Origin of the sequence: Urinicoccus massiliensis, assembly GCF_900120405.1 — a bacterium.
GTDB lineage: Bacteria > Bacillota > Clostridia > Tissierellales > Peptoniphilaceae > Urinicoccus > Urinicoccus massiliensis.
This window is the reverse complement of record NZ_LT635492.1, coordinates 550,192-568,048: the sequence shown is the minus strand read 5'-3', so window position 1 is coordinate 568,048 and position 17,857 is coordinate 550,192. Positions and strand designations below refer to the sequence as shown.

The window sequence follows — 17,857 nt, the reverse complement described above, 5'->3', positions numbered from 1 at the left end:
TGTGCCGCCCTTACCCCAATCCTGAATGTGTTTATTTTGGGGTTTGGGTATTGATCTTGTTCCCTATGTTTAATGAAATAATTGAATTGGTAGATTTTCCAACACATTGCTGGATGGACCGTAGGGGCGATTTTATATCGCCCTTTTGCAAGGGGAAAATGTTGCTATGGGGGAATCATGGTTATTGGTTTTATTCCCTATGTTTGTATTTTCTGATTAGCAATACGGGCCGGACAGGCCGGCCCCTACAAGTGCCTTGTCTATCTAAAAAAATCCCCGGCATCTTAAGAAATTTGTAAGATTTTGTTAAAAGATTTGTTCCATGTCTTTGTTATAATATCCTTGAGGTGATAAGAATGCGTGACTACGAAATATTAATTGCCGAAGATGATGAAAGTATTTTACATTCTATAGAGATTTATTTAGGGAACAACGACCGCTATAAGACCACAGGGGTTTCAAATGGCCTGGATGCCCTGGAGGAAACGAAAAAGAAGGACTATGACCTGGTGATTATGGACCTCATGATGCCGGGTATGACTGGGGAAGATGCCATCCGGGAAATCCGCAGGTATTCTGTAGTCCCCATCTTGATCCTGTCGGCCAAGTCTGAGGACCTGGACAAGATCATGGGCCTGACCCTGGGGGCAGACGACTACTTAACCAAGCCCTTTAACCCCATGGAACTCTTGGCCCGGGTGGATGCCATTATCCGGCGTAACCACGCCTACAACAGTGGCGAAAAGGATTCGGAAATTTTAATCGGGGATGTCAAGCTTCTCTTGGACCAGAGAAGGGTGGAGGTTTTGGGCCAGTCCATTTCCCTCACCCCCATTGAGTTTCAAATCCTGGCCCTCTTGATGAAGCATCCGGGACGGGTTTTTTCCATTGAAGAGATCTACGAAAAGATTTGGAAGGAACCGGCCCTGGACCCCAAAACGGTTACAGTCCACATTCGGAGGATTCGGGAAAAAATTGAAGTCAACCCCAAGCATCCCAGGTACATCCAAGTGGCCTGGGGGCTAGGCTATCGTTTTGTCAATGAAAAAAGGAGCTTAGAAAATGGAAAAAACCAATAAAAATAATCCTCGGGTCTTTTTGATAACCCTGGTTTTGGCCCTCCTAGTGAGCCTGGGCCCCATGGCCTACTTTTATTCCAGCGAACCCAAGGCGGACCTATCCTGGATTACAACAGAAACTTATTTTAGAAACATTTTTAGCAATTTTATAAGTAATGACCAGATGTTTTACGGGGAAACAGAGGGAGGTGATGGGCGAAACTTCAGCCTGGCTACAAAGACCTACTATACCAGCCACTTAACCAAGAGAACCGGGAACTATCTTTTAACAAACAACCCCCAATATGGCAATGTCCAAGACCTGGAAAAAGATCTTTTTAAAAACTTGAACTATGACCGTTTAAGCTACCTGGCGGACAACCGGTCGGAAGACTGGGCTCGCTACGAGGGCCAAGATCCCAAGGATATTAAGCCCAGCAGTGAGGATGTTCTCTTTTTGAAGTATAGCTACAATGGCCAAAAATGGAAGCTGGACCAAACCCAAATCAAAGAGGATAAGAATATCCGGCAGATCCAAAATATTATCAATGAACTTGTCCTTAACAGCATTTCCAACTATGAATACACCAATACCTTTAATGAAAAAGAAGAAAATATAGACCTAAACATCCCAGACCAGGATGTGGAGCTTGGTGTCGACAGCAAGATTGCCTCGGCCCAAATAACCATGGCCATGACCCAAAAGCAACTGGATAACTTTTTGGGAGAAACCCTCTTCCAACGCCAGTCCATTGACTTGGTTGTCGGCCTGATTCCGGTTTATATCCTGGGCTTTTTTGCCCTCCTGGCCTATGGCCTATGGGCCTTTAACAAGACCCAAGAAAGAACTGGCTTTGTCCGCTTCTTGGACTTTTTCCCCTGGGAAGTGACTGCGGTTTTAGTTGCCATCTGGATAGGACTTTTCGGCCTGATCTGCAATGAGCCTTCCAGTATCATCTATCCCCTCCAAGACTGGACCTCCATCAACCGCTACCTCTTGGTCTTTGCCGGTATCTTCTTTGCGGGCTTTAGCCTGCTTTTGGCAGCCGCCTACCTGGCCTTGAGGATTATCCAAATCAAGGATAGGGGTCTGGCCTACGGTTTCTGGCAAAAGACCCTGGTCTACAAGATCATCCAAGTCTTGAAAAAAATCTTCGGGTCGGGAGTTTCCTACTTGGAAGCCAGCGTCAGCCAAGAAGGCTCATCTCCATCCAGGGCCCCCCTTCTTTACCTGGGCCTGGGTCTCCTCTTGATCTTCCTCTTTTTCTTCGTTGGAGCCATGGGGGGAGGACGGATAGAATCCTTTGTTCTCTTCCTCTTCCTGGCCTTTTTGCTCCTGGTCTTTGCCCTCTTTATCAAGGACTTTTCAGCAGAGATGAAGCGGCTAATCCAGGGGTCCAATGAAATTGTCAAGGGAAACTACGACTATCAAATCCCTGTGGAAAGAAGTTATTTCAAAGGCATTGCCAATAACTTTAACCGGATTGCCTCCAACCTGGACAAGGCTGTTTCTGAAGCTGTGTCTTCAGCCAAGGTCCAAAGTGACTTAATTACCAATGTCAGCCACGACCTCAAGACCCCCTTGACTTCAATCATCAACTATTCAGACCTAATGGACAAGGAGGAGGACCCCCAAACTTTGAAAAAATATGCAGGAGTCATCCATGAAAAATCCATCCACTTAAAGGACCTCATTGAAAACTTGTTTGAAGTCAGTCAAACCTCCAAGGAATTAAGGGAAAGTGACTTACAAGACCTGGACCTAAAAGACCTAACCAGCCAAGTTTTAGGCGAGTGGGAAGATGACTTTAAGACCAAGGGTCTTGACCTGGTCTACAAGGACCAAGGACCCCTGCCAGTCCGCATCAACGGCAACCGGGGTCAAAGGATCCTGGACAACCTCTGCTCCAATATCTACAAGTACTCCCTGGAAAATACCAGGGTCTATGTGGACCTCTACCGGGAAGATGGCCATGCCTGCATCTGCCTTAGAAATATTTCAGCCATGGCCCTGGACCCCAGCCTGGACTTAACGGGTCGCTTTACCCGGGGAGACCAAGCCCGGACAGGAACAGGCCACGGTTTGGGCCTGGCCATTGCCAAGAGCTTGCTCTTACAAGTCAAGGGAGATATGGAAGTTAAGGTAGACGGAGACCTCTTTAAGGTCACCTGCCGGGTCCCCTTGAGAGAAGAAAAAACTTTCCAAGAATGATTGAAGCTTTAGATCCAAAACTTCATGCTAGAAGAAGTGCATTAAATTTAAGGAGAAAAAATGAAAAAAACCATGAAAAGAAAATTAGGCACCATCCTACTGGTAGGATGTCTGGCCCTAGGTGCAGCAGCTTGTGACAAGGCAAGTGCAGCTGGTTATTCAAACAGCCTTGTTTCCCATGAAGAAATCCAAGATGAATTTGTAAAGACCTGTAAAAGTTTGAATTGGCCGGAAGGCTATGAAGTGCCAAAAGAAATCGACTATAAAAAAGACGGCTCATCTTATGAAAAAGGCTTTGGCACCACAAGAGCAAGTCTCTATTGGGAAGCCGCCTGGGAAAGAGAATGGTTAAATAGCTACAAAACAGACCCTGAAAGAGCCGAAAAGGCCCTGGCAGAATTGGAAAAAGCAACAAAGATGACCTACATGTCCCCAGCCAAGTGTGATGACGCCACAAGAGAAGCCTTTGCCAAATACCTGGACCAAGCTAGACATGGAGACCCATCAGGCTTTGAAGAAAACATCAAGCTCAATGCCCCTGAATAAGCTAGATGGATCAGAATTTTCCTAGCTAGAGGCCCTTAAGGCCACCTAACAGCCCCTTGAGGGAAGAAAAAAATTTCAAGAATGATTTTTACTTCTCACCAAAATTAAAAAAAGTGCTATAATAAAGGATAACGAATAAATTAGGCAGAGATGCCTCACTGAAAAGGAGTTGCTTATGAACACTCAGCTTCTTCCACATGAAGTGACACCGGAACTGATTATCTTACTCAGGTCTGCTTTATTGGTTATCCTTTTAGTTTTGGCCATTTATTATCTCATCAATATTGGCAATACTTGGATTGAACGCAGCCGACGAATTGAAATTGACTTGAAACTCGTGGCGCGGATTTGCGGTGTCCTCTTTGGAATTTATGTTTTACGAGCTATTTTTAATCATTTTCCCATTATTGGCAACACCATAGGGTCCTTGTTTATCGCCATTATCCTGGCCTATGTTATGAACCCCCTGGTAACCTACCTAGAAGGGAAGAATATCAAGAGGAAGTATGGCGTTTTAATTGTCTATGCCAGTCTGGCCCTCTTATTGGTCCTAGTTTTTGTAGTGGTTTTACCCAAAACCGTCAGCGAATTTCGAGCCTTTTTCATGGAAATTCCCAGCTATCTAGACACCTGGAACAAGGGGTCCCAAGAATGGCTCCAGAAGTTTGAATCTGTGTCCAACCTCAACCTAGACCAGATTGAAAATGAATTTAACAGCGGGATCAACAAGCTCTTAACCAATGCCCAAACCGGCATCAGTGACAAGATCAAGGACATTCCCGTAGGGATTAATGCCCTCTTTGCCCGTTTGATTTCCATCATGCTGGTGATGATTTTTTCCTTTTACTTCTGCGTGGACAAGGACCACTTCAAGGACATTGTCTACAGGCTCCTGCCTAGGAAACACAAGACCGACATCCTCTATCTAGGAGGGAAAATCAACAATGCCCTTTTGGAATTTGTCAAGGGACGCTTGCTTATGGCTCTTTTTGTGGGCCTGATGACCATGATTGTCCTGATTATTTTAAGGGTTGATTTTGCCATTATCATCGGCCTGGTGACCTGTGTCGCTGACATCATCCCCTATGTGGGACCCTTCCTGGCCCTCCTACCGGCTGTCTTATTTGCAGCCCTGGACTCCACCGGCAAGGCCCTCTGGGTAGCCATCCTCTTCGTCCTAATCCAATGGGCGGAAAACAACCTCTTGGGGCCGAAAATCCTGGGGTCTAAAACAGGCCTCCACCCCTTGGTGGTCCTCTTGTCCATTGTCCTTGGCGGGGGTATGTTCGGCTTTATAGGGATGATTTTATCGGTTCCCTTTGTCAGCGTATGTTTAATTTTAAAAGATTTTGCCCTGATGAAAATCCGCCAAAGGCAAGTGGACAAAGACCTACATTGACAAAGCCGGCAGGCTATTTTATAATCAAGTATAGCGACCTCCCAAAGGGCTTTGGGAGGTTTTATATTAAGGAGAGTTGCTATGAAACGTTTAGGTTTGCATGAAATTCGTCGTGAATTTCTGGAGTATTTTAGAGAAAATGGACACATTGTTGCCCCAAGTTTTTCCTTGGTTCCCAAGGATGACCCCTCCCTCTTGTTAATTGGTGCCGGCATGGCCCCTTTAAAGAAGTTCTTTACCGGGGAAAAGACCCCTCCGGGCAAGAGGATGACCACCTGTCAAAAGTGCCTGAGAACAGGAGACATTGACAATGTAGGTCAAACGGACCGCCACGCTACCTTTTTTGAAATGCTGGGGAATTTTTCCTTTGGCGACTATTTTAAAAGAGAGGCCATTAACTGGGCCTGGACCTTTTTAAGAGAAAATTTGGAAATCTCGGAAGAGGACCTTTGGGTAACGGTTTTTGAAGAAGACCATGAAGCGGCAAAGATTTGGGAAGAAGAAATTGGCCTGGCCAAGGAAAAAATTGTCCCCCTGGGAAAAGAAGACAACTTCTGGGAATTGGAAGTGGGTCCCTCAGGTCCCTGCTCTGAAATCTATGTAGACCGGGGAGAAGAATTCGGCTGTGGAAACCCCGATTGTAAACCAGGTTGTGAATGCGACCGCTTTATCGAGGTTTGGAACCTGGTTTTCACCCAATTCGACAAGGACAAGGAGGGCAACTACCACCCCCTATCCCATCCCAACATTGATACAGGTATGGGCTTGGAACGGATTGCCACCGTCCTTCAAGGAACTGACAACATCTTTGAAATTGACGCCCTACAAGAAGTCCTCCACAAGGTGGAAGACTTAAGTAACTATAAGTATAAAACCGACAAAAAATTGGACATTTCAGTCCGGGTTATTACAGACCACATCCGGGCCATTACCTTCCTAATTGGAGATGGGGTTATTCCCAGCAATGAAGGCCGGGGCTATGTTTTAAGACGGCTCCTGCGCCGGGCGGCCTCCCATGGTCGTAAACTGGGCCTGGACCAACCCTTCCTGGCTGATATTGCCAAGGTGGTTATGGACTCCTGGTCTGTCAACTATGAAGAATTAACCAGCCGTAGGACCATGATCTTGGAGGTTATTTCCAAGGAAGAAGAAAAGTTCCACGAAACCCTGGAAACAGGCATGGCCCTATTGGAAGACCAAGTGAAGGACTTAAAGGACAAAAATGAAAAGGTCCTATCTGGAGAAAGAGCCTTCAAGCTCTATGATACCTATGGGTTCCCAGTGGACCTAACCAATGAAATCCTAAAAGATTACGGAATGACAGTGGACTTTGACGGCTTCCAAAGGCAAATGCAGGCCCAAAAAGAAAGGGCCCGGTCTGCCAGAGATGATAGCAACATGGGCTGGGAAGCTGGTGAAGAAGAATTAAAACTGGACTTTAAAACAGACTTTACTGGCTATGAAAAAATGCAAGATACATCCAAGGTCTTGGCCCTGGTTTGCCAAGGTCATGAAGTTCAAAGTTTACAAGAGGGCCAAGAGGGCCTTGTCATTGTAGAAAAAACTCCCTTCTATCCAGAAGGCGGGGGACAAATTGCCGATACAGGTCAGATTTCCTGGTCTCAAGGCAGGGCACAAGTCCTGGATACTCAAAAGACGAAAAATGGCACCATCTATAGCCGGGTTAAAATCATCCAAGGAAACTTGGAAGTGGGAAGTCAGCTTGACCTAGAAGTGGACCAAAACCGCCGCAAGGCCATTATGCGCAACCACTCTGTCACCCACCTTCTTCATGCCGCCCTAAGAGAAGTCTTGGGTCAACACGTCCAACAAAGCGGAAGTGAAGTTCGAGATGATTGGATGCGGTTTGACTTTAGCCACTACAAGCCCATGACTCCGGAAGAAGTCAAGGCTGTGGAAGACCGGGTCAATGAAATGATCCTGGCTAATGTTCCTGTCAGCAAGGAACTTCTAGCCTATAATGAGGCAAAACAAGAAGGAGCCATCGGTCTTTTTGAAGGCAAGTACGGCGAAAAGGTCCGGGTGGTAACCATGGGAGACTTTTCCAAGGAACTTTGTGGAGGAACCCATGTGGAGGCTACAGGAGACATCGGAAGCTTTAAGATCCTATCTGAATCCGGTATTGCCGCTGGTGTTCGCCGGATTGAATCCACAACAGGCCTCAATGTTTTGAAACTCTTACGGGACTATGAAGCCAGCCACAAGGCCTTGGCCGCCAAGTTAAAGACCAATGAACAAAACCTACTTGACCGGGTGGACCAAGTCCTCCAACAACAAAAAGAATTGAGAAAAGAAGTAGAGGACTTCAAAAAACAAGTGGCCTCCAGTGACCTGGATTCCAGTCTGAGCCAAGTGAAAGAAGTCAATGGAATTTCCTATATTACAGGAATTTTAGAAAATGTAGATGGAGAAAACCTGAGGAACCTGGCAGAAGAAACCAGGGACCGCCACGCACCTGTGGTTGTGGTCCTGGCCTCTGTTATGGAGGACAAGGTCCTCTTTGCCTCAGCAGTGACCAAGGAACTCACCAAGCAAGTCCAAGCAGGCAAGCTCATTGGAAAAGTTGCCAAAATCGCCGGAGGCGGTGGCGGTGGACGTCCGGACTTTGCCCAAGCAGGAGGCAAGGACCCCGCCAAGGTCCAAGAAGCCATAGCTGCAGTGGAAAAATTTTTGGCAGAATAAAAGAGTTTTATAGCAAGGGGAGGCTGGGGCCTCCCTTTTCTCATAAGTTTTTGGGTCAGGAATTCCCATAGATTTTCCAAGTTTTTCTTGTAATCTCTTGGTCAGTATGGTAAACTTGATAAGTACAAGTTAAGACCTAGGGGTATAGTTCAGTGGCAGAACGTTGGTCTCCAAAACCAAATGTCGAGGGTTCAAATCCTTCTACCCCTGCCAAAGTGCCGTCGATGATTCGACGGTTTTTCTTTTTTAGAAAGTAAAGTCCTTAAAAAGCCAATGATTGTACTTAATATCAACTTTTGGTATAATAAGGTATAAGTTTATGGAGGTGTTTTCGTGGAAAAATATGTCAACGAACAATCCACTGATGGAAATGTAAAAATAGCAGATGATGTCATTGCAAAAATAGCCATTGTTGCCGCATCCCATGTAGACGGGGTCTACTATCCCAGCAAGGATTTAATGAGCGGGGTAGCAGACGTTGCAGGAAAATTGGGTGTTCGGACTCCGGCTAGGGGGGTCAAGGTTGCCGTTGGTGAAGGAGAAGGGGTTATCGACCTGTCTCTTTCCATTGAATATGGCAAAAACATCTTGGACATTTGCAATGAAGTCCAAGAAAAAGTCAAGGAATCTGTAGAAAATATGACCGGCCTATCAGTTGTAGAAGTCAATGTTCATGTTGTTGGGATTTCAAACCCTAGCAGTGAACTTGTGGCAAAGGCATAAGAATGGCCATTAGTCAAAGAAAAAAGCGGATCCTTTTGATGCAGGCAATTTTCCAATTGCCCTTTCATATCCAGGAAGAGGGAGCCGATTTGAACTCCATCCAGTCTTGGCTGGAAGACCAACCGACTCCGTTAATTGAAGAATTTGCTTCCTTCTTGGACCACCGGGAGGAAATTGACCAAGTCATTGATTCAACCCTAGTTGGCTGGGACATCCACCGTCTGGCCAAGGTAGACCTGGCCATTATCCGACTTGCTGTCTATGAAATGTTTTATTGTCCGCAAGTTCCTACCAAGGTAAGCATCAATGAGGCTGTTGAATTGGCCAAGAAGTTTTCAACAGATGATTCTTCCCGTTTTATCAATGGGATTTTAGGGTCTGTGATAAAAAAATACGAAGATAGGATCGAAAACAAGGGTTGCCAATAGATTTAATCTGTAGAAACCCTCTTTTTTACAGGAGTTTTTTATGAAAGCAATCCAGGTTCATGAATTAACCAGCTATATTAAAAGGACCATTGACATGGACTACTTCCTTTCCAATGTCCTGGTGGAGGGGGAGCTTAGCAATGTTAAAACCTACCAATCTGGCCACACCTACTTTAATTTAAAGGATGACCAGGCCAGCCTGCCCTGTATTTTTTTCCGCTGGGAAAAAGAAGACGGACAATTTTCCTTTAAAGAGGGGGACCGGGTCTTGGTTTCTGGTGGCCTGTCCATTTATGAAAAAGAAACCCGGCTAAACCTCTATGTAAAGACCATGAACCTCAAGGGCTTGGGCCCCCTCTATCAAAAATTTCTCCAAACCAAGGAAAAATTAGAAAAAGAAGGGCTTTTTGACCAAAAGTACAAGCAAAAAATTCCCTCTTTTGTCAAGACTCTGGGGGTGGTGACCTCCAGAGATGGGGCCGTCCTAAGAGACATTATCCATGTTTTGAAAAGGAGAAACCCCGGCGTGTCCTTGGTTTTATATCCCTCCCAGGTCCAGGGAGACCAGGCTCCTGCCAGCCTAAGAAAGAGCCTGGGACAGGCCCTGGAAGACCCCCGCTTGGATGTTATTATTATCGGTCGGGGTGGAGGGTCCTTTGAAGACCTTATGGCCTTCCAAGATGAAGACCTGGCTCGGGATATTTTTTGTGCCAAGACCCCGATTATTTCCGCAGTGGGTCATGAAACGGACTATTCCATTAGCGACTTTGTGGCCGACTACCGGGCCCCAACCCCTTCGGCAGCAGCAGAAGTGGCTGTTGCCCAAAAATCGGACCTGGTCCAGGGCCTAGACCTTTTAAAAAGACAAATAGACCAGGAATTTCGCCATGGCCTCCAGGAGAAAAAAATGGCTCTGGCCCAAGAAAAATTAAGACTTAGCCACTATTCTCCTGGCCAAATCCTGGAAAGAGAGTATGGCCGCTTGGACCTAAACCGCTTGAAGCTGAAAACCAGCATGGAAAAATTCTGCCAAAAGCAAAAAACCAAGCTGGATGAAGTCAAGATCCAGGTGGATTTTTACCATCCCCAAAAGAGATGCCAGAGGGAAAGAGACAAGATGGGCTTTTTCAAGGACCAGGTCTACCAAGCCATGAAAGAAGCCATCCAAAAAAGACGGGGCCACATCCTGGACCTGGGCCAAGATTTGGAAAAGATTCAAAAGAACTACCCTCTGGCCCTGATTAAAAAACAAGGGCACATGGTTCAATCGATAGAAGACCTGAAAGACCAAGACTATGTGGAATTGATTTTACCCGATGGCTCCAGAGGAGCCCGGATTGAAAGCAAAGGAGACTGCCATGCATGAAGAACTTTCTTATGAAGAAAATTTAAAATCCTTGGAAGACTGCCTGGAAAGGCTTCAAAGGGAAGACATTTCCTTGGAAGAAAGCTTTAAGAGCTACCAGGAAGCCCTGGCCTACTACAAGAAGTGTATGAAGACCCTAAATGACCTGGAAGGCAGACTGGAAGAATACAAGGAAGAAAGCCAAACTTTTGAGAAACTGGAAATAGGTGAAGAGTCTTGAAAGATGTAGAAGTTGTTATACTGGAATCTTTAAACTACTTTAAGGATAGTTATATCTACCATCCTGTTGAATACGCCCTTATGGCTGGGGGAAAAAGACTTAGACCCAGGATCCTATCCCTAGTGGGAGATATCTACCGGGCCCCGGAAGAGGACCTGGAAGTCCTTATGATGGCCCTGGAATGGATTCACAATTACTCCCTCATCCACGATGACCTGCCTGGCATGGACGATGACAACTTCCGCCGGGGGCAACTGACCCTCCACAAAAAATTTGATGAAGCCACGGCCATTTTGGCAGGAGATGCCCTCTTAAATGGGGCCAGTGAGTTAATCTTACGCCATAGCCTTAGCCTGGAAGGAAAAAGGCTGAAAAACTTTTTACAGGCTGGCTACCTTCTTTTAAAGGCAGCGGGGAGTCATGGTATGATCCAAGGGCAAATGGTGGACCTCCACCCCAGCCTGGACCAGGAAGACTATATGAAAAAAACCAACGAACTTTTTTATGCCGCCTTTATGATTCCCTTGGTCCTGGTAGAAGCAGATAGCCAGGAAAGGGGAGACATGGAATTGTGTGGTCGGAGCTTTGGCAACCTCTTCCAACACAAGGATGACATGGATGACCAAGAATTGGACCACTACAACAAAAAAGACCTGGTCATCTTGAGGGAGGTCATGGACAAGGCCCTGGAAAGACTGGAAAGCAACCGGCCTGAAATCAAACAGCTGAGAAAATTTATCCAGGAGGCCCTCTATGGCTAAAGACCGTATTCGGGCAGACCTCCTAGTCTATGAACAGGGCTTGGCCTCTAGTCGAGAAAAAGCCAAGCGGCTCATTATGGCAGGACTTGTGGTCCATGGCAGCGAAAGAATTGACAAGCCCGGCCAACTTTTAAACCGGGAAGACCAGCTCCGCCTCAAGGGCCAGATGAAGTATGTCAGCCGGGGAGGCTACAAGCTGGAAAAAATCTTGGAAAATGAAAAAATTGACCTCAAGGGGAAGGTCTGTATTGACATTGGAGCCTCCACAGGGGGCTTTACCGACTGTATGCTCCAACATGGGGCTAAAAAAGTCTACTGCATTGATGTGGGCTACAACCAACTAGACTACAGCCTCCGTCAAAACCCCCAAGTGGTGAATATGGAAAAAGTCAATATCCGCCACCTGGACCCGGAGACCTTTGAAGAAAGGGCAGACTTTATTAGCATTGACGTTTCCTTTATCTCCCTGGAATTGGTCCTGGATGTAGCCAGAGACCTCTTAAAAGACCAGGGACAAATTTGTGCCCTGGTGAAACCCCAATTCGAAGCTGGCAAGGACAAGGTTGGCAAGGGGGGAATTATTCGAGACCCCAAGGTCCACCTGGAAGTACTTAATAAGATGGCCGGTCTTTTTAAAGACCTGGACCTAGATGTAGAAAGTCTAACCCCTTCTCCCATCCATGGGACCAAGGGAAATATAGAATTTTTAGCCCTCCTGGAAAAGGGCTACCAAGAAAAAGAACTTGGGCTTGCCCAAATTGTAAAAGATGCTCATGCAAGTGGAGGACAAGATGCTGGTTGAGTTAAATATTAAAAATTTTGCCATCATTGATGATTTAAGTGTGGAGTTTTCCAAGGGCTTGAATGTATTAACAGGAGAGACCGGGTCGGGAAAGTCCATCTTAATTGATGCCCTGGACATGATCCTAGGAGGCCGGGCCAACAAAAGTTACATCCGGACAGGAGCCTCTTCGGCCTTTGTCCAAGGGGTCTTTTTCAACCAGGAGGCCGGTCTCAAAAAGAGCCTGGAAAGAAATGGCCTGGCTCAAGAGGACTACTTAACCATTAGCCGGGAAATCTTCCTGGACCGACCCAGCCTCTTAAGGGTCAATGGCCAGGTGATTTCCCTCAACCAACTCAAGGAAATTACCGGCCAGTTGGTGGACATCTTTGCCCAACATGAGGGGCCGGCCCTTTTGGACAGCCACAAGCAAAAATTTATCCTGGACTCCTTTGGTGACAAGACCCACAGCCACCACCTGGAAGACCTGGCCCGGACCTATGAGGCCTACCAGGCCCTGAAAAAGGACCTGGACAAGCTAACCATGGACGACCAAAGCCGGATGCGAGAAATTGACCTCTTGGACTTTCAATGCCAAGAAATCCAAGAGGCCCAATTGACGCCAGAAGATGAAGAAGACCTGGTGCAAGACTATAAAAAATTGGAAAACCAAGAATCCATCCGGGAGGGCTTGGAAGAGAGCCTTCAAAGGCTCCAAACTTCCTATGAGGCCGTGTCGGCCTTGGACCAAATAGATGCGGCCCTAAGCTGCCTCTATAAGATTAGCGACTATGATGGGGAAATCAAGGCTTGGGCAGACCAACTCCAAAGCCTCCGCCATGAAGTCCACGAGGTGGGTCAGGGATTAAACCATCTTTTGGAAAATAGCGACCAAGACCCCCAAGCCCTTCGGCTAGTGGAGGACCGCCTGAACCTGGTCAACAACTTAAAGAGAAAATACGGGGACAGCGTCCAGGAAATCTTGTCCTACTATAAAGAAAGTCAGGCCCGATTAGAGCTTTTAAAAAACTATGAAGAAGAGGTCAATAAAAAACACAAGGACCTGGAAGAGGCCCATAAAAAACTCCAAGACCTGGCCCTGGTGGTTCACAAGGACCGGGAAACTCTGGCCCGGGCCCTGGAAAAAAGAGTGGAAGATGAAATCAGCCAATTAAATTTAAAAGATGCTCGCTTCAAGGTCCACTTGGAAGAAAAAGACCTGGGCCCTGACGGCATGGACCAGGTGGTCTTCTACCTGTCTACTAATTTGGGAGAGGACCTAAAGCCCCTGTCCCAAGTGGCGTCAGGAGGGGAAATGAGCCGGATGATGTTGGGCTTTAAGAGCATCATTGCAGACCGGGACCACATCATGACCCTGGTCTTTGACGAAATCGACGCCGGAATTAGTGGCCGGACAGCCCACATCGTCGGAAAAAAATTAAAGGCCCTGGCCCGGGGGCGGCAAGTTTTGGTGATTTCCCACTTGCCCCAAATGGTGGCCCTGGCCCAAGCCCACTACCGGATCGAAAAGACCTTAAAGGATGGCAAGATGGTTTCTAGCATCCAAAGGTCCAGCCTGGAAGACCAGGTCTATGAACTGGCCAGACTCATTAGCTCGGATGAAATCAATGAAAGCACCCTAGAAACAGCTCGAAGCATGATTAAGAACAGCAGGGAGGATCTATGAATTACGAAGAAAGAACCATGAAGTCCAACAAGATTTATGAGGGGCACATCCTGTCCCTTAGGGTGGACACAGTGGAATTGCCCGACCAAAAATACTCCAAACGTGAAATTGTAGAGCACGTTGGAGCAGTAGGGGTTGTGGCTATTACAGAAGATGGCCAGGTGGTCCTGGTGAGACAATACCGCAAGGCGGTGGAAAAAAGTCTACTGGAAATTCCTGCCGGGCTTGTAAATGCCAGTGAAGAACCTGGCCTGGCTGCCAAGAGAGAATTGCAGGAAGAAACAGGCTATACCTGTGGTCGCCTAGACTTTATGACCGAATTCTATCCCTCTCCGGGTTTTTCCACAGAAAAAATCCATCTCTTTTTGGCCCGAGACCTGGTTCAGGGAGAGGTCAACAGGGATGACGATGAATTTTTAGAATTGGAATCCATGCCCTTTGAAGAGGCCTTGCGAAAGGTCTACCTGGGGGAATTTAGTGACGCCAAAACCATGCTGGCCCTCTTGCTGGCAAAAGATTTTATGGAGGAAGTAGAATGAACCCACTGGACTATATCAAGGAAAAAATAAATATTGAACCGGAGTTGGGAATTATCTTAGGGTCCGGCCTGGGAGACTTTGCAAAAAATATTGAAGAGGCCATCCACATTCCCTTTTCAGAAGTTCCTGGCTTTGCCGCCTCTACTGTTCAAGGCCATGCCGGGGAATTTATCTTTGGCCGGCTTTTTGGCAAGAAGGTCGTGGCCATGAATGGGCGGGTCCACTATTACGAAGGCCATCCCATTAGCCAAGTGGTCCTGCCCGTCAAGGTCATGGCCGACCTGGGCATTAAAAATTTAATTGTCACCAATGCAGCTGGAGGAGTCAACAAGGACTTTAACCCTGGAGACTTGATGATTATTACAGACCATATTAACTTTACCGGGGTCAACCCCCTAATCGGTCCCAATGAAGATGACAAGGGCCCCAGGTTCTTGGACATGAGCGAGACCTATAACCTGGACTCCATTGCCTTGGCAAAAAAAGTTGCCCAGGAAGAAAAGATGGACCTAAAAGAGGGAGTCTACATGTGGTTTACAGGCCCCTGCTATGAAACAGCAGCAGAGGTCCGCCTAGCCAGGACCCTGGGAGCCGATGCAGTCGGCATGAGCACGGTACCGGAAGTTATTATTGCCCACCACAGGGGGGTCAAGGTCCTGGGTATATCCCTCATTACCAACCATGCTACAGGAGTTAGTAAGGAGCCCTTAAGCCATGAGGATGTTGTTCTGGCTTCTAAAAAGGCAGAAGGCCGCTTTAAGTTACTAGTGGAAAAGATTGTGCAGGTGATTTAATGCATATCAATGAATTAATCGAAAAGAAAAAACATGGTCAAGACCTAAGCTCGGAAGAAATCCACTATTGGATCCAAGGCTACTTAAAGGGAGACATCAAGGACTACCAAGTGTCCGCCCTCTTAATGGCCATTTATTTTCAAGGCTTAAATGAGAAGGAAACCTACGACCTAACCAATGAACTTCTCCATTCAGGAGACACTGTGGACTTAAGCTCCATCCAGGGCATCAAGGTGGACAAACATTCCACCGGCGGGGTAGGAGATACCACCAGCCTGGTCCTGGGACCCCTGGTGGCTGCAGCCGGTTGCCCCTTTGCCAAGATGAGTGGTCGGGGCCTGGGCCACACTGGGGGAACCTTAGACAAGTTAGAGGCCATCCAGGGCCTATCGGTGGACCTGTCTGTCCAAGACTTCATCAAGCAAGTCAATGAAATCGGCCTGGCCATTGCAGGCCAAACAGCCAATATCACCCCGGGAGACAAGAAACTCTATAGCCTGAGGGATGCCACCCAAACCGTAGACAATATTTCCCTTATTGCCGCCAGTATCTTGAGTAAGAAAATTGCTATTGGGTCCGATGCCTTGATTTTGGATGTCAAGGTTGGGGATGGGGCCTTTATGAAGACCAAGGAAGAGGCGGAAAAACTTTCTACCGCCCTGGTAAAATTAGGCAAGGCCTTTAACCGCAATGTCATGGCCCTGATTACTTCCATGGAAGAACCCCTGGGCCAGGCTGTGGGAAACTTAATTGAAGTCCAAGAGGCCATCCGGGTCCTTATGGGCCAAGGTCCCCAAGACCTGGAAGACCTCTGTCTTAACCTGGGAGCCAAGGTTTTGGTCTTGGCCAAAAAATTTGACCAAGAAGACCAAGCCCTGGAGGCCCTGAAGGAAACCATAAAAAATGGTCAAGCCTTGAACAAGTTCAATGAAATGATTAAGGCCCAAGGTGGCCAAATAGATGCCCAAGGACTTTTAGACCAAGACCTCAGCCCCTTGCTGGGTCAAGTGAAGGCCCAAGAAGATGGCTACCTGGCCTCCCTTCATGCCCTGACCATTGGGGAAGCAGCCCGGAGGTTGGGAGCCGGTCGTCTGTCCATGGAAGATGTCATTGATCCTGGAGCTGGAATCTACCTGGTGAAGAAAATCGGTCAAAAAGTGACGAAAGGGGAAACCATACTGGAACTTTATGGCAAGGACTCTTCTGAAATTCAAGAAATCATTCAAGACATCCAGGCTGGTATCACTTACAGCAAGGACCCGGTCCAAGCACCGACCTTGATCTTACATGAGGTCCGCTAATGAATGGCACCGTAGAAATTTATGCTGCTCGGATCCTGGCACTTTTGGTGGCCATTATAGGCCATGAAATTTCCCACGGCTATGTGGCTTATTTAAATGGAGACACTACGGCCAAGCGGGATGGACGGTTAAGCATCAACCCCATCAACCATGTGGACCCCCTGGGCCTGGTCTGTATGGTCATCTTTCGCTTTGGTTGGGCCAAGGCTGTGCCCATTAACCCCTATGCCTTTAGGAAACGAAAATTGGGCATGATTACCGTCTCCCTGGCCGGGGTGGTCTATAACCTGGTCATGGCCTTTATCTTTTCCGGCGTCTTTGCCTACCTCTACTTCCATCCCACGGCCAGCAACTTTATCCAGCTCCTGGTGGAAAACCTCCTTTGGTACAATATCATGTTGGGAATTTTCAACCTGGTTCCCCTGCCACCCCTAGACGGGTCCAAGGTCTTAGCCAGTTTCTTGCCTCGGGCCTGGGAGGAGACCTTTTACCAGTATGAAAAATATGCCTATGTCCTCTTGCTTGTTGCGATTTTTTCTGGAGCCATTGACAAGGTCTTGGGACCAATTTTAAATGGTCTCATCAACTACTTTTTAAACTTCTGGGGGCACATTTTCTATGTATGATGTAGAGCTTGAGGTCTACCAGGGGCCCATGGACCTCCTCCTGGACCTGATTAAGAAAAATGAATTGGACATTTACGACATCCCCATAGCCTTTTTAACCACGGAATTTATCCGGGAAATGAACAGCCGGGACCTAGACATGAACACCCTGTCCTCCTTCCTCCTGATGGCCTCCACTCTTTTGCAAATCAAGTCCAAGCTTCTCTTGCCAAAAAAGGAAAGCCAGTCTGAAGATGAAGAAGAGGAAGAAGACCCCCGGGACGCCCTGGTTCGTAGACTTTTGGAATACCAAATCTACAAGGAAGTGGCCCAGGACTTTAAAGGACGGGAAGAAGAGGGACAAAAACTCCTGACCCGCCTGCCCCAAGAAATTATATCCAAGGAGGAGGCCTACCTCCTTCAAGACTTGGAAACCCAGGACCTGGTAACCTGTTTTGCCCAAATCCTCATCAAGTACCAGGACCGGACCAATGAGGAGTTAAGACCCATTTATGCAGAAAGGTTCAAGGTCAGCGACTGCATTGAAAAAATCCGCTTTTGCCTGGTGGACCAAAAGAAGGTATCTTTTGACAGCCTCTTAAGCGACCAACCCTGTCGGGAGGAGATCATTACAAACTTTTTGGCCATCTTGGAATTGGCCAAGGCAGGTGGTTGCCGCCTAGCCTACCGGCCCCAAGCCAGGGAATTATTTATCGAAAGAAGGGAGGAATAAC

The 17,857-nt window shown here is 47.2% G+C and carries 17 protein-coding genes and 1 tRNA gene; all 18 read left to right on the top strand.

Annotation, left to right across the window (positions count from 1 at the left end; genetic code table 11):
- Positions 1-356: 356 nt before the first annotated feature.
- Positions 357-1,079: a response regulator transcription factor gene (locus tag BQ7400_RS03110; protein ID WP_034439431.1), complete on the top strand. Its 723-nt coding sequence runs from the start codon at positions 357-359 to the stop codon at positions 1,077-1,079.
- Complete coding sequence (locus BQ7400_RS03105; RefSeq protein WP_072469435.1) at positions 1,063-3,270, top strand: sensor histidine kinase; 2,208 nt, start codon at positions 1,063-1,065, stop codon at positions 3,268-3,270. Before BQ7400_RS03110 ends, BQ7400_RS03105 begins: the two co-directional genes overlap by 17 nt.
- Before the next feature lie 60 nt (positions 3,271-3,330).
- Positions 3,331-3,816 (top strand): hypothetical protein, encoded by a 486-nt coding sequence (locus BQ7400_RS03100; RefSeq protein ID WP_072469434.1) that lies wholly within the window; start codon positions 3,331-3,333, stop codon positions 3,814-3,816.
- Positions 3,817-3,991: 175 nt separating this feature from the next.
- Positions 3,992-5,215, top strand: a complete 1,224-nt coding sequence (locus BQ7400_RS03095; RefSeq protein ID WP_072469433.1) for an AI-2E family transporter — start codon at positions 3,992-3,994, stop codon at positions 5,213-5,215.
- An 81-nt stretch (positions 5,216-5,296) separates the two neighbouring features.
- Complete coding sequence (alaS, locus tag BQ7400_RS03090) at positions 5,297-7,918, top strand: alanine--tRNA ligase (RefSeq protein WP_072469432.1); 2,622 nt, start codon at positions 5,297-5,299, stop codon at positions 7,916-7,918.
- A 138-nt stretch (positions 7,919-8,056) separates the two neighbouring features.
- Positions 8,057-8,131, top strand: a tRNA-Trp gene (locus BQ7400_RS03085).
- Between the two features lie 120 nt (positions 8,132-8,251).
- Positions 8,252-8,641: an Asp23/Gls24 family envelope stress response protein gene (locus BQ7400_RS03080; RefSeq protein WP_072469431.1), complete on the top strand. Its 390-nt coding sequence runs from the start codon at positions 8,252-8,254 to the stop codon at positions 8,639-8,641.
- Between the two features lie 2 nt (positions 8,642-8,643).
- Positions 8,644-9,069, top strand: a complete 426-nt coding sequence (gene nusB, locus BQ7400_RS03075) for a transcription antitermination factor NusB (protein ID WP_083553253.1) — start codon at positions 8,644-8,646, stop codon at positions 9,067-9,069.
- 40 nt (positions 9,070-9,109) lie between these two features.
- Positions 9,110-10,435: an exodeoxyribonuclease VII large subunit gene (xseA, locus tag BQ7400_RS03070; protein ID WP_072469430.1), complete on the top strand. Its 1,326-nt coding sequence runs from the start codon at positions 9,110-9,112 to the stop codon at positions 10,433-10,435.
- Positions 10,428-10,655, top strand: a complete 228-nt coding sequence (xseB, locus tag BQ7400_RS03065) for an exodeoxyribonuclease VII small subunit (protein ID WP_052099151.1) — start codon at positions 10,428-10,430, stop codon at positions 10,653-10,655. Before xseA ends, xseB begins: the two co-directional genes overlap by 8 nt.
- Positions 10,652-11,416 carry a polyprenyl synthetase family protein gene (locus BQ7400_RS03060; RefSeq protein ID WP_072469429.1) on the top strand — a complete coding sequence of 255 codons (765 nt, stop codon included), beginning with the start codon at positions 10,652-10,654 and terminating at the stop codon, positions 11,414-11,416. The genes xseB and BQ7400_RS03060 overlap by 4 nt, the downstream gene beginning before the upstream one ends.
- Positions 11,409-12,218 carry a TlyA family RNA methyltransferase gene (locus tag BQ7400_RS03055; RefSeq protein ID WP_072469428.1) on the top strand — a complete coding sequence of 270 codons (810 nt, stop codon included), beginning with the start codon at positions 11,409-11,411 and terminating at the stop codon, positions 12,216-12,218. Before BQ7400_RS03060 ends, BQ7400_RS03055 begins: the two co-directional genes overlap by 8 nt.
- Entirely contained in the window at positions 12,208-13,884 is a 1,677-nt protein-coding gene (gene recN, locus BQ7400_RS03050; RefSeq protein ID WP_072469427.1) for a DNA repair protein RecN, read from the top strand. The genes BQ7400_RS03055 and recN overlap by 11 nt, the downstream gene beginning before the upstream one ends.
- Positions 13,881-14,423: an NUDIX hydrolase gene (locus BQ7400_RS03045; protein WP_072469426.1), complete on the top strand. Its 543-nt coding sequence runs from the start codon at positions 13,881-13,883 to the stop codon at positions 14,421-14,423. Before recN ends, BQ7400_RS03045 begins: the two co-directional genes overlap by 4 nt.
- Positions 14,420-15,217, top strand: coding sequence for a purine-nucleoside phosphorylase (locus BQ7400_RS03040; RefSeq protein ID WP_072469425.1), 798 nt, complete (start codon positions 14,420-14,422; stop codon positions 15,215-15,217). The genes BQ7400_RS03045 and BQ7400_RS03040 overlap by 4 nt, the downstream gene beginning before the upstream one ends.
- On the top strand, positions 15,217-16,518 hold the full coding sequence (locus BQ7400_RS03035; protein ID WP_072469424.1) for a thymidine phosphorylase: 1,302 nt from the start codon (positions 15,217-15,219) through the stop codon (positions 16,516-16,518). The genes BQ7400_RS03040 and BQ7400_RS03035 overlap by 1 nt, the downstream gene beginning before the upstream one ends.
- Positions 16,518-17,144, top strand: coding sequence for a site-2 protease family protein (locus BQ7400_RS03030; RefSeq protein WP_072469423.1), 627 nt, complete (start codon positions 16,518-16,520; stop codon positions 17,142-17,144). Before BQ7400_RS03035 ends, BQ7400_RS03030 begins: the two co-directional genes overlap by 1 nt.
- Positions 17,137-17,856, top strand: a complete 720-nt coding sequence (locus BQ7400_RS03025; protein ID WP_072469422.1) for a segregation and condensation protein A — start codon at positions 17,137-17,139, stop codon at positions 17,854-17,856. Before BQ7400_RS03030 ends, BQ7400_RS03025 begins: the two co-directional genes overlap by 8 nt.
- Position 17,857: the final 1 nt, after the last annotated feature.

Bases quoted from the DNA above. Each gene is read 5' to 3' on its own strand.
- BQ7400_RS03035 (WP_072469424.1), top strand. From the start codon at position 15,217: ATGCATATCAATGAATTAATCGAAAAGAAAAAACATGGTCAAGACCTA.
- BQ7400_RS03100 (WP_072469434.1), top strand. From the start codon at position 3,331: ATGAAAAAAACCATGAAAAGAAAATTAGGCACCATCCTACTGGTAGGA.
- BQ7400_RS03040 (WP_072469425.1), top strand. From the start codon at position 14,420: ATGAACCCACTGGACTATATCAAGGAAAAAATAAATATTGAACCGGAG.
- BQ7400_RS03045 (WP_072469426.1), top strand. From the start codon at position 13,881: ATGAATTACGAAGAAAGAACCATGAAGTCCAACAAGATTTATGAGGGG.
- BQ7400_RS03105 (WP_072469435.1), top strand. From the start codon at position 1,063: ATGGAAAAAACCAATAAAAATAATCCTCGGGTCTTTTTGATAACCCTG.
- xseB (WP_052099151.1), top strand. From the start codon at position 10,428: ATGCATGAAGAACTTTCTTATGAAGAAAATTTAAAATCCTTGGAAGAC.
- alaS (WP_072469432.1), top strand. From the start codon at position 5,297: ATGAAACGTTTAGGTTTGCATGAAATTCGTCGTGAATTTCTGGAGTAT.
- BQ7400_RS03110 (WP_034439431.1), top strand. From the start codon at position 357: ATGCGTGACTACGAAATATTAATTGCCGAAGATGATGAAAGTATTTTA.
- nusB (WP_083553253.1), top strand. From the start codon at position 8,644: ATGGCCATTAGTCAAAGAAAAAAGCGGATCCTTTTGATGCAGGCAATT.
- BQ7400_RS03095 (WP_072469433.1), top strand. From the start codon at position 3,992: ATGAACACTCAGCTTCTTCCACATGAAGTGACACCGGAACTGATTATC.
- BQ7400_RS03055 (WP_072469428.1), top strand. From the start codon at position 11,409: ATGGCTAAAGACCGTATTCGGGCAGACCTCCTAGTCTATGAACAGGGC.
- BQ7400_RS03025 (WP_072469422.1), top strand. From the start codon at position 17,137: ATGTATGATGTAGAGCTTGAGGTCTACCAGGGGCCCATGGACCTCCTC.
- recN (WP_072469427.1), top strand. From the start codon at position 12,208: ATGCTGGTTGAGTTAAATATTAAAAATTTTGCCATCATTGATGATTTA.
- xseA (WP_072469430.1), top strand. From the start codon at position 9,110: ATGAAAGCAATCCAGGTTCATGAATTAACCAGCTATATTAAAAGGACC.
- BQ7400_RS03030 (WP_072469423.1), top strand. From the start codon at position 16,518: ATGAATGGCACCGTAGAAATTTATGCTGCTCGGATCCTGGCACTTTTG.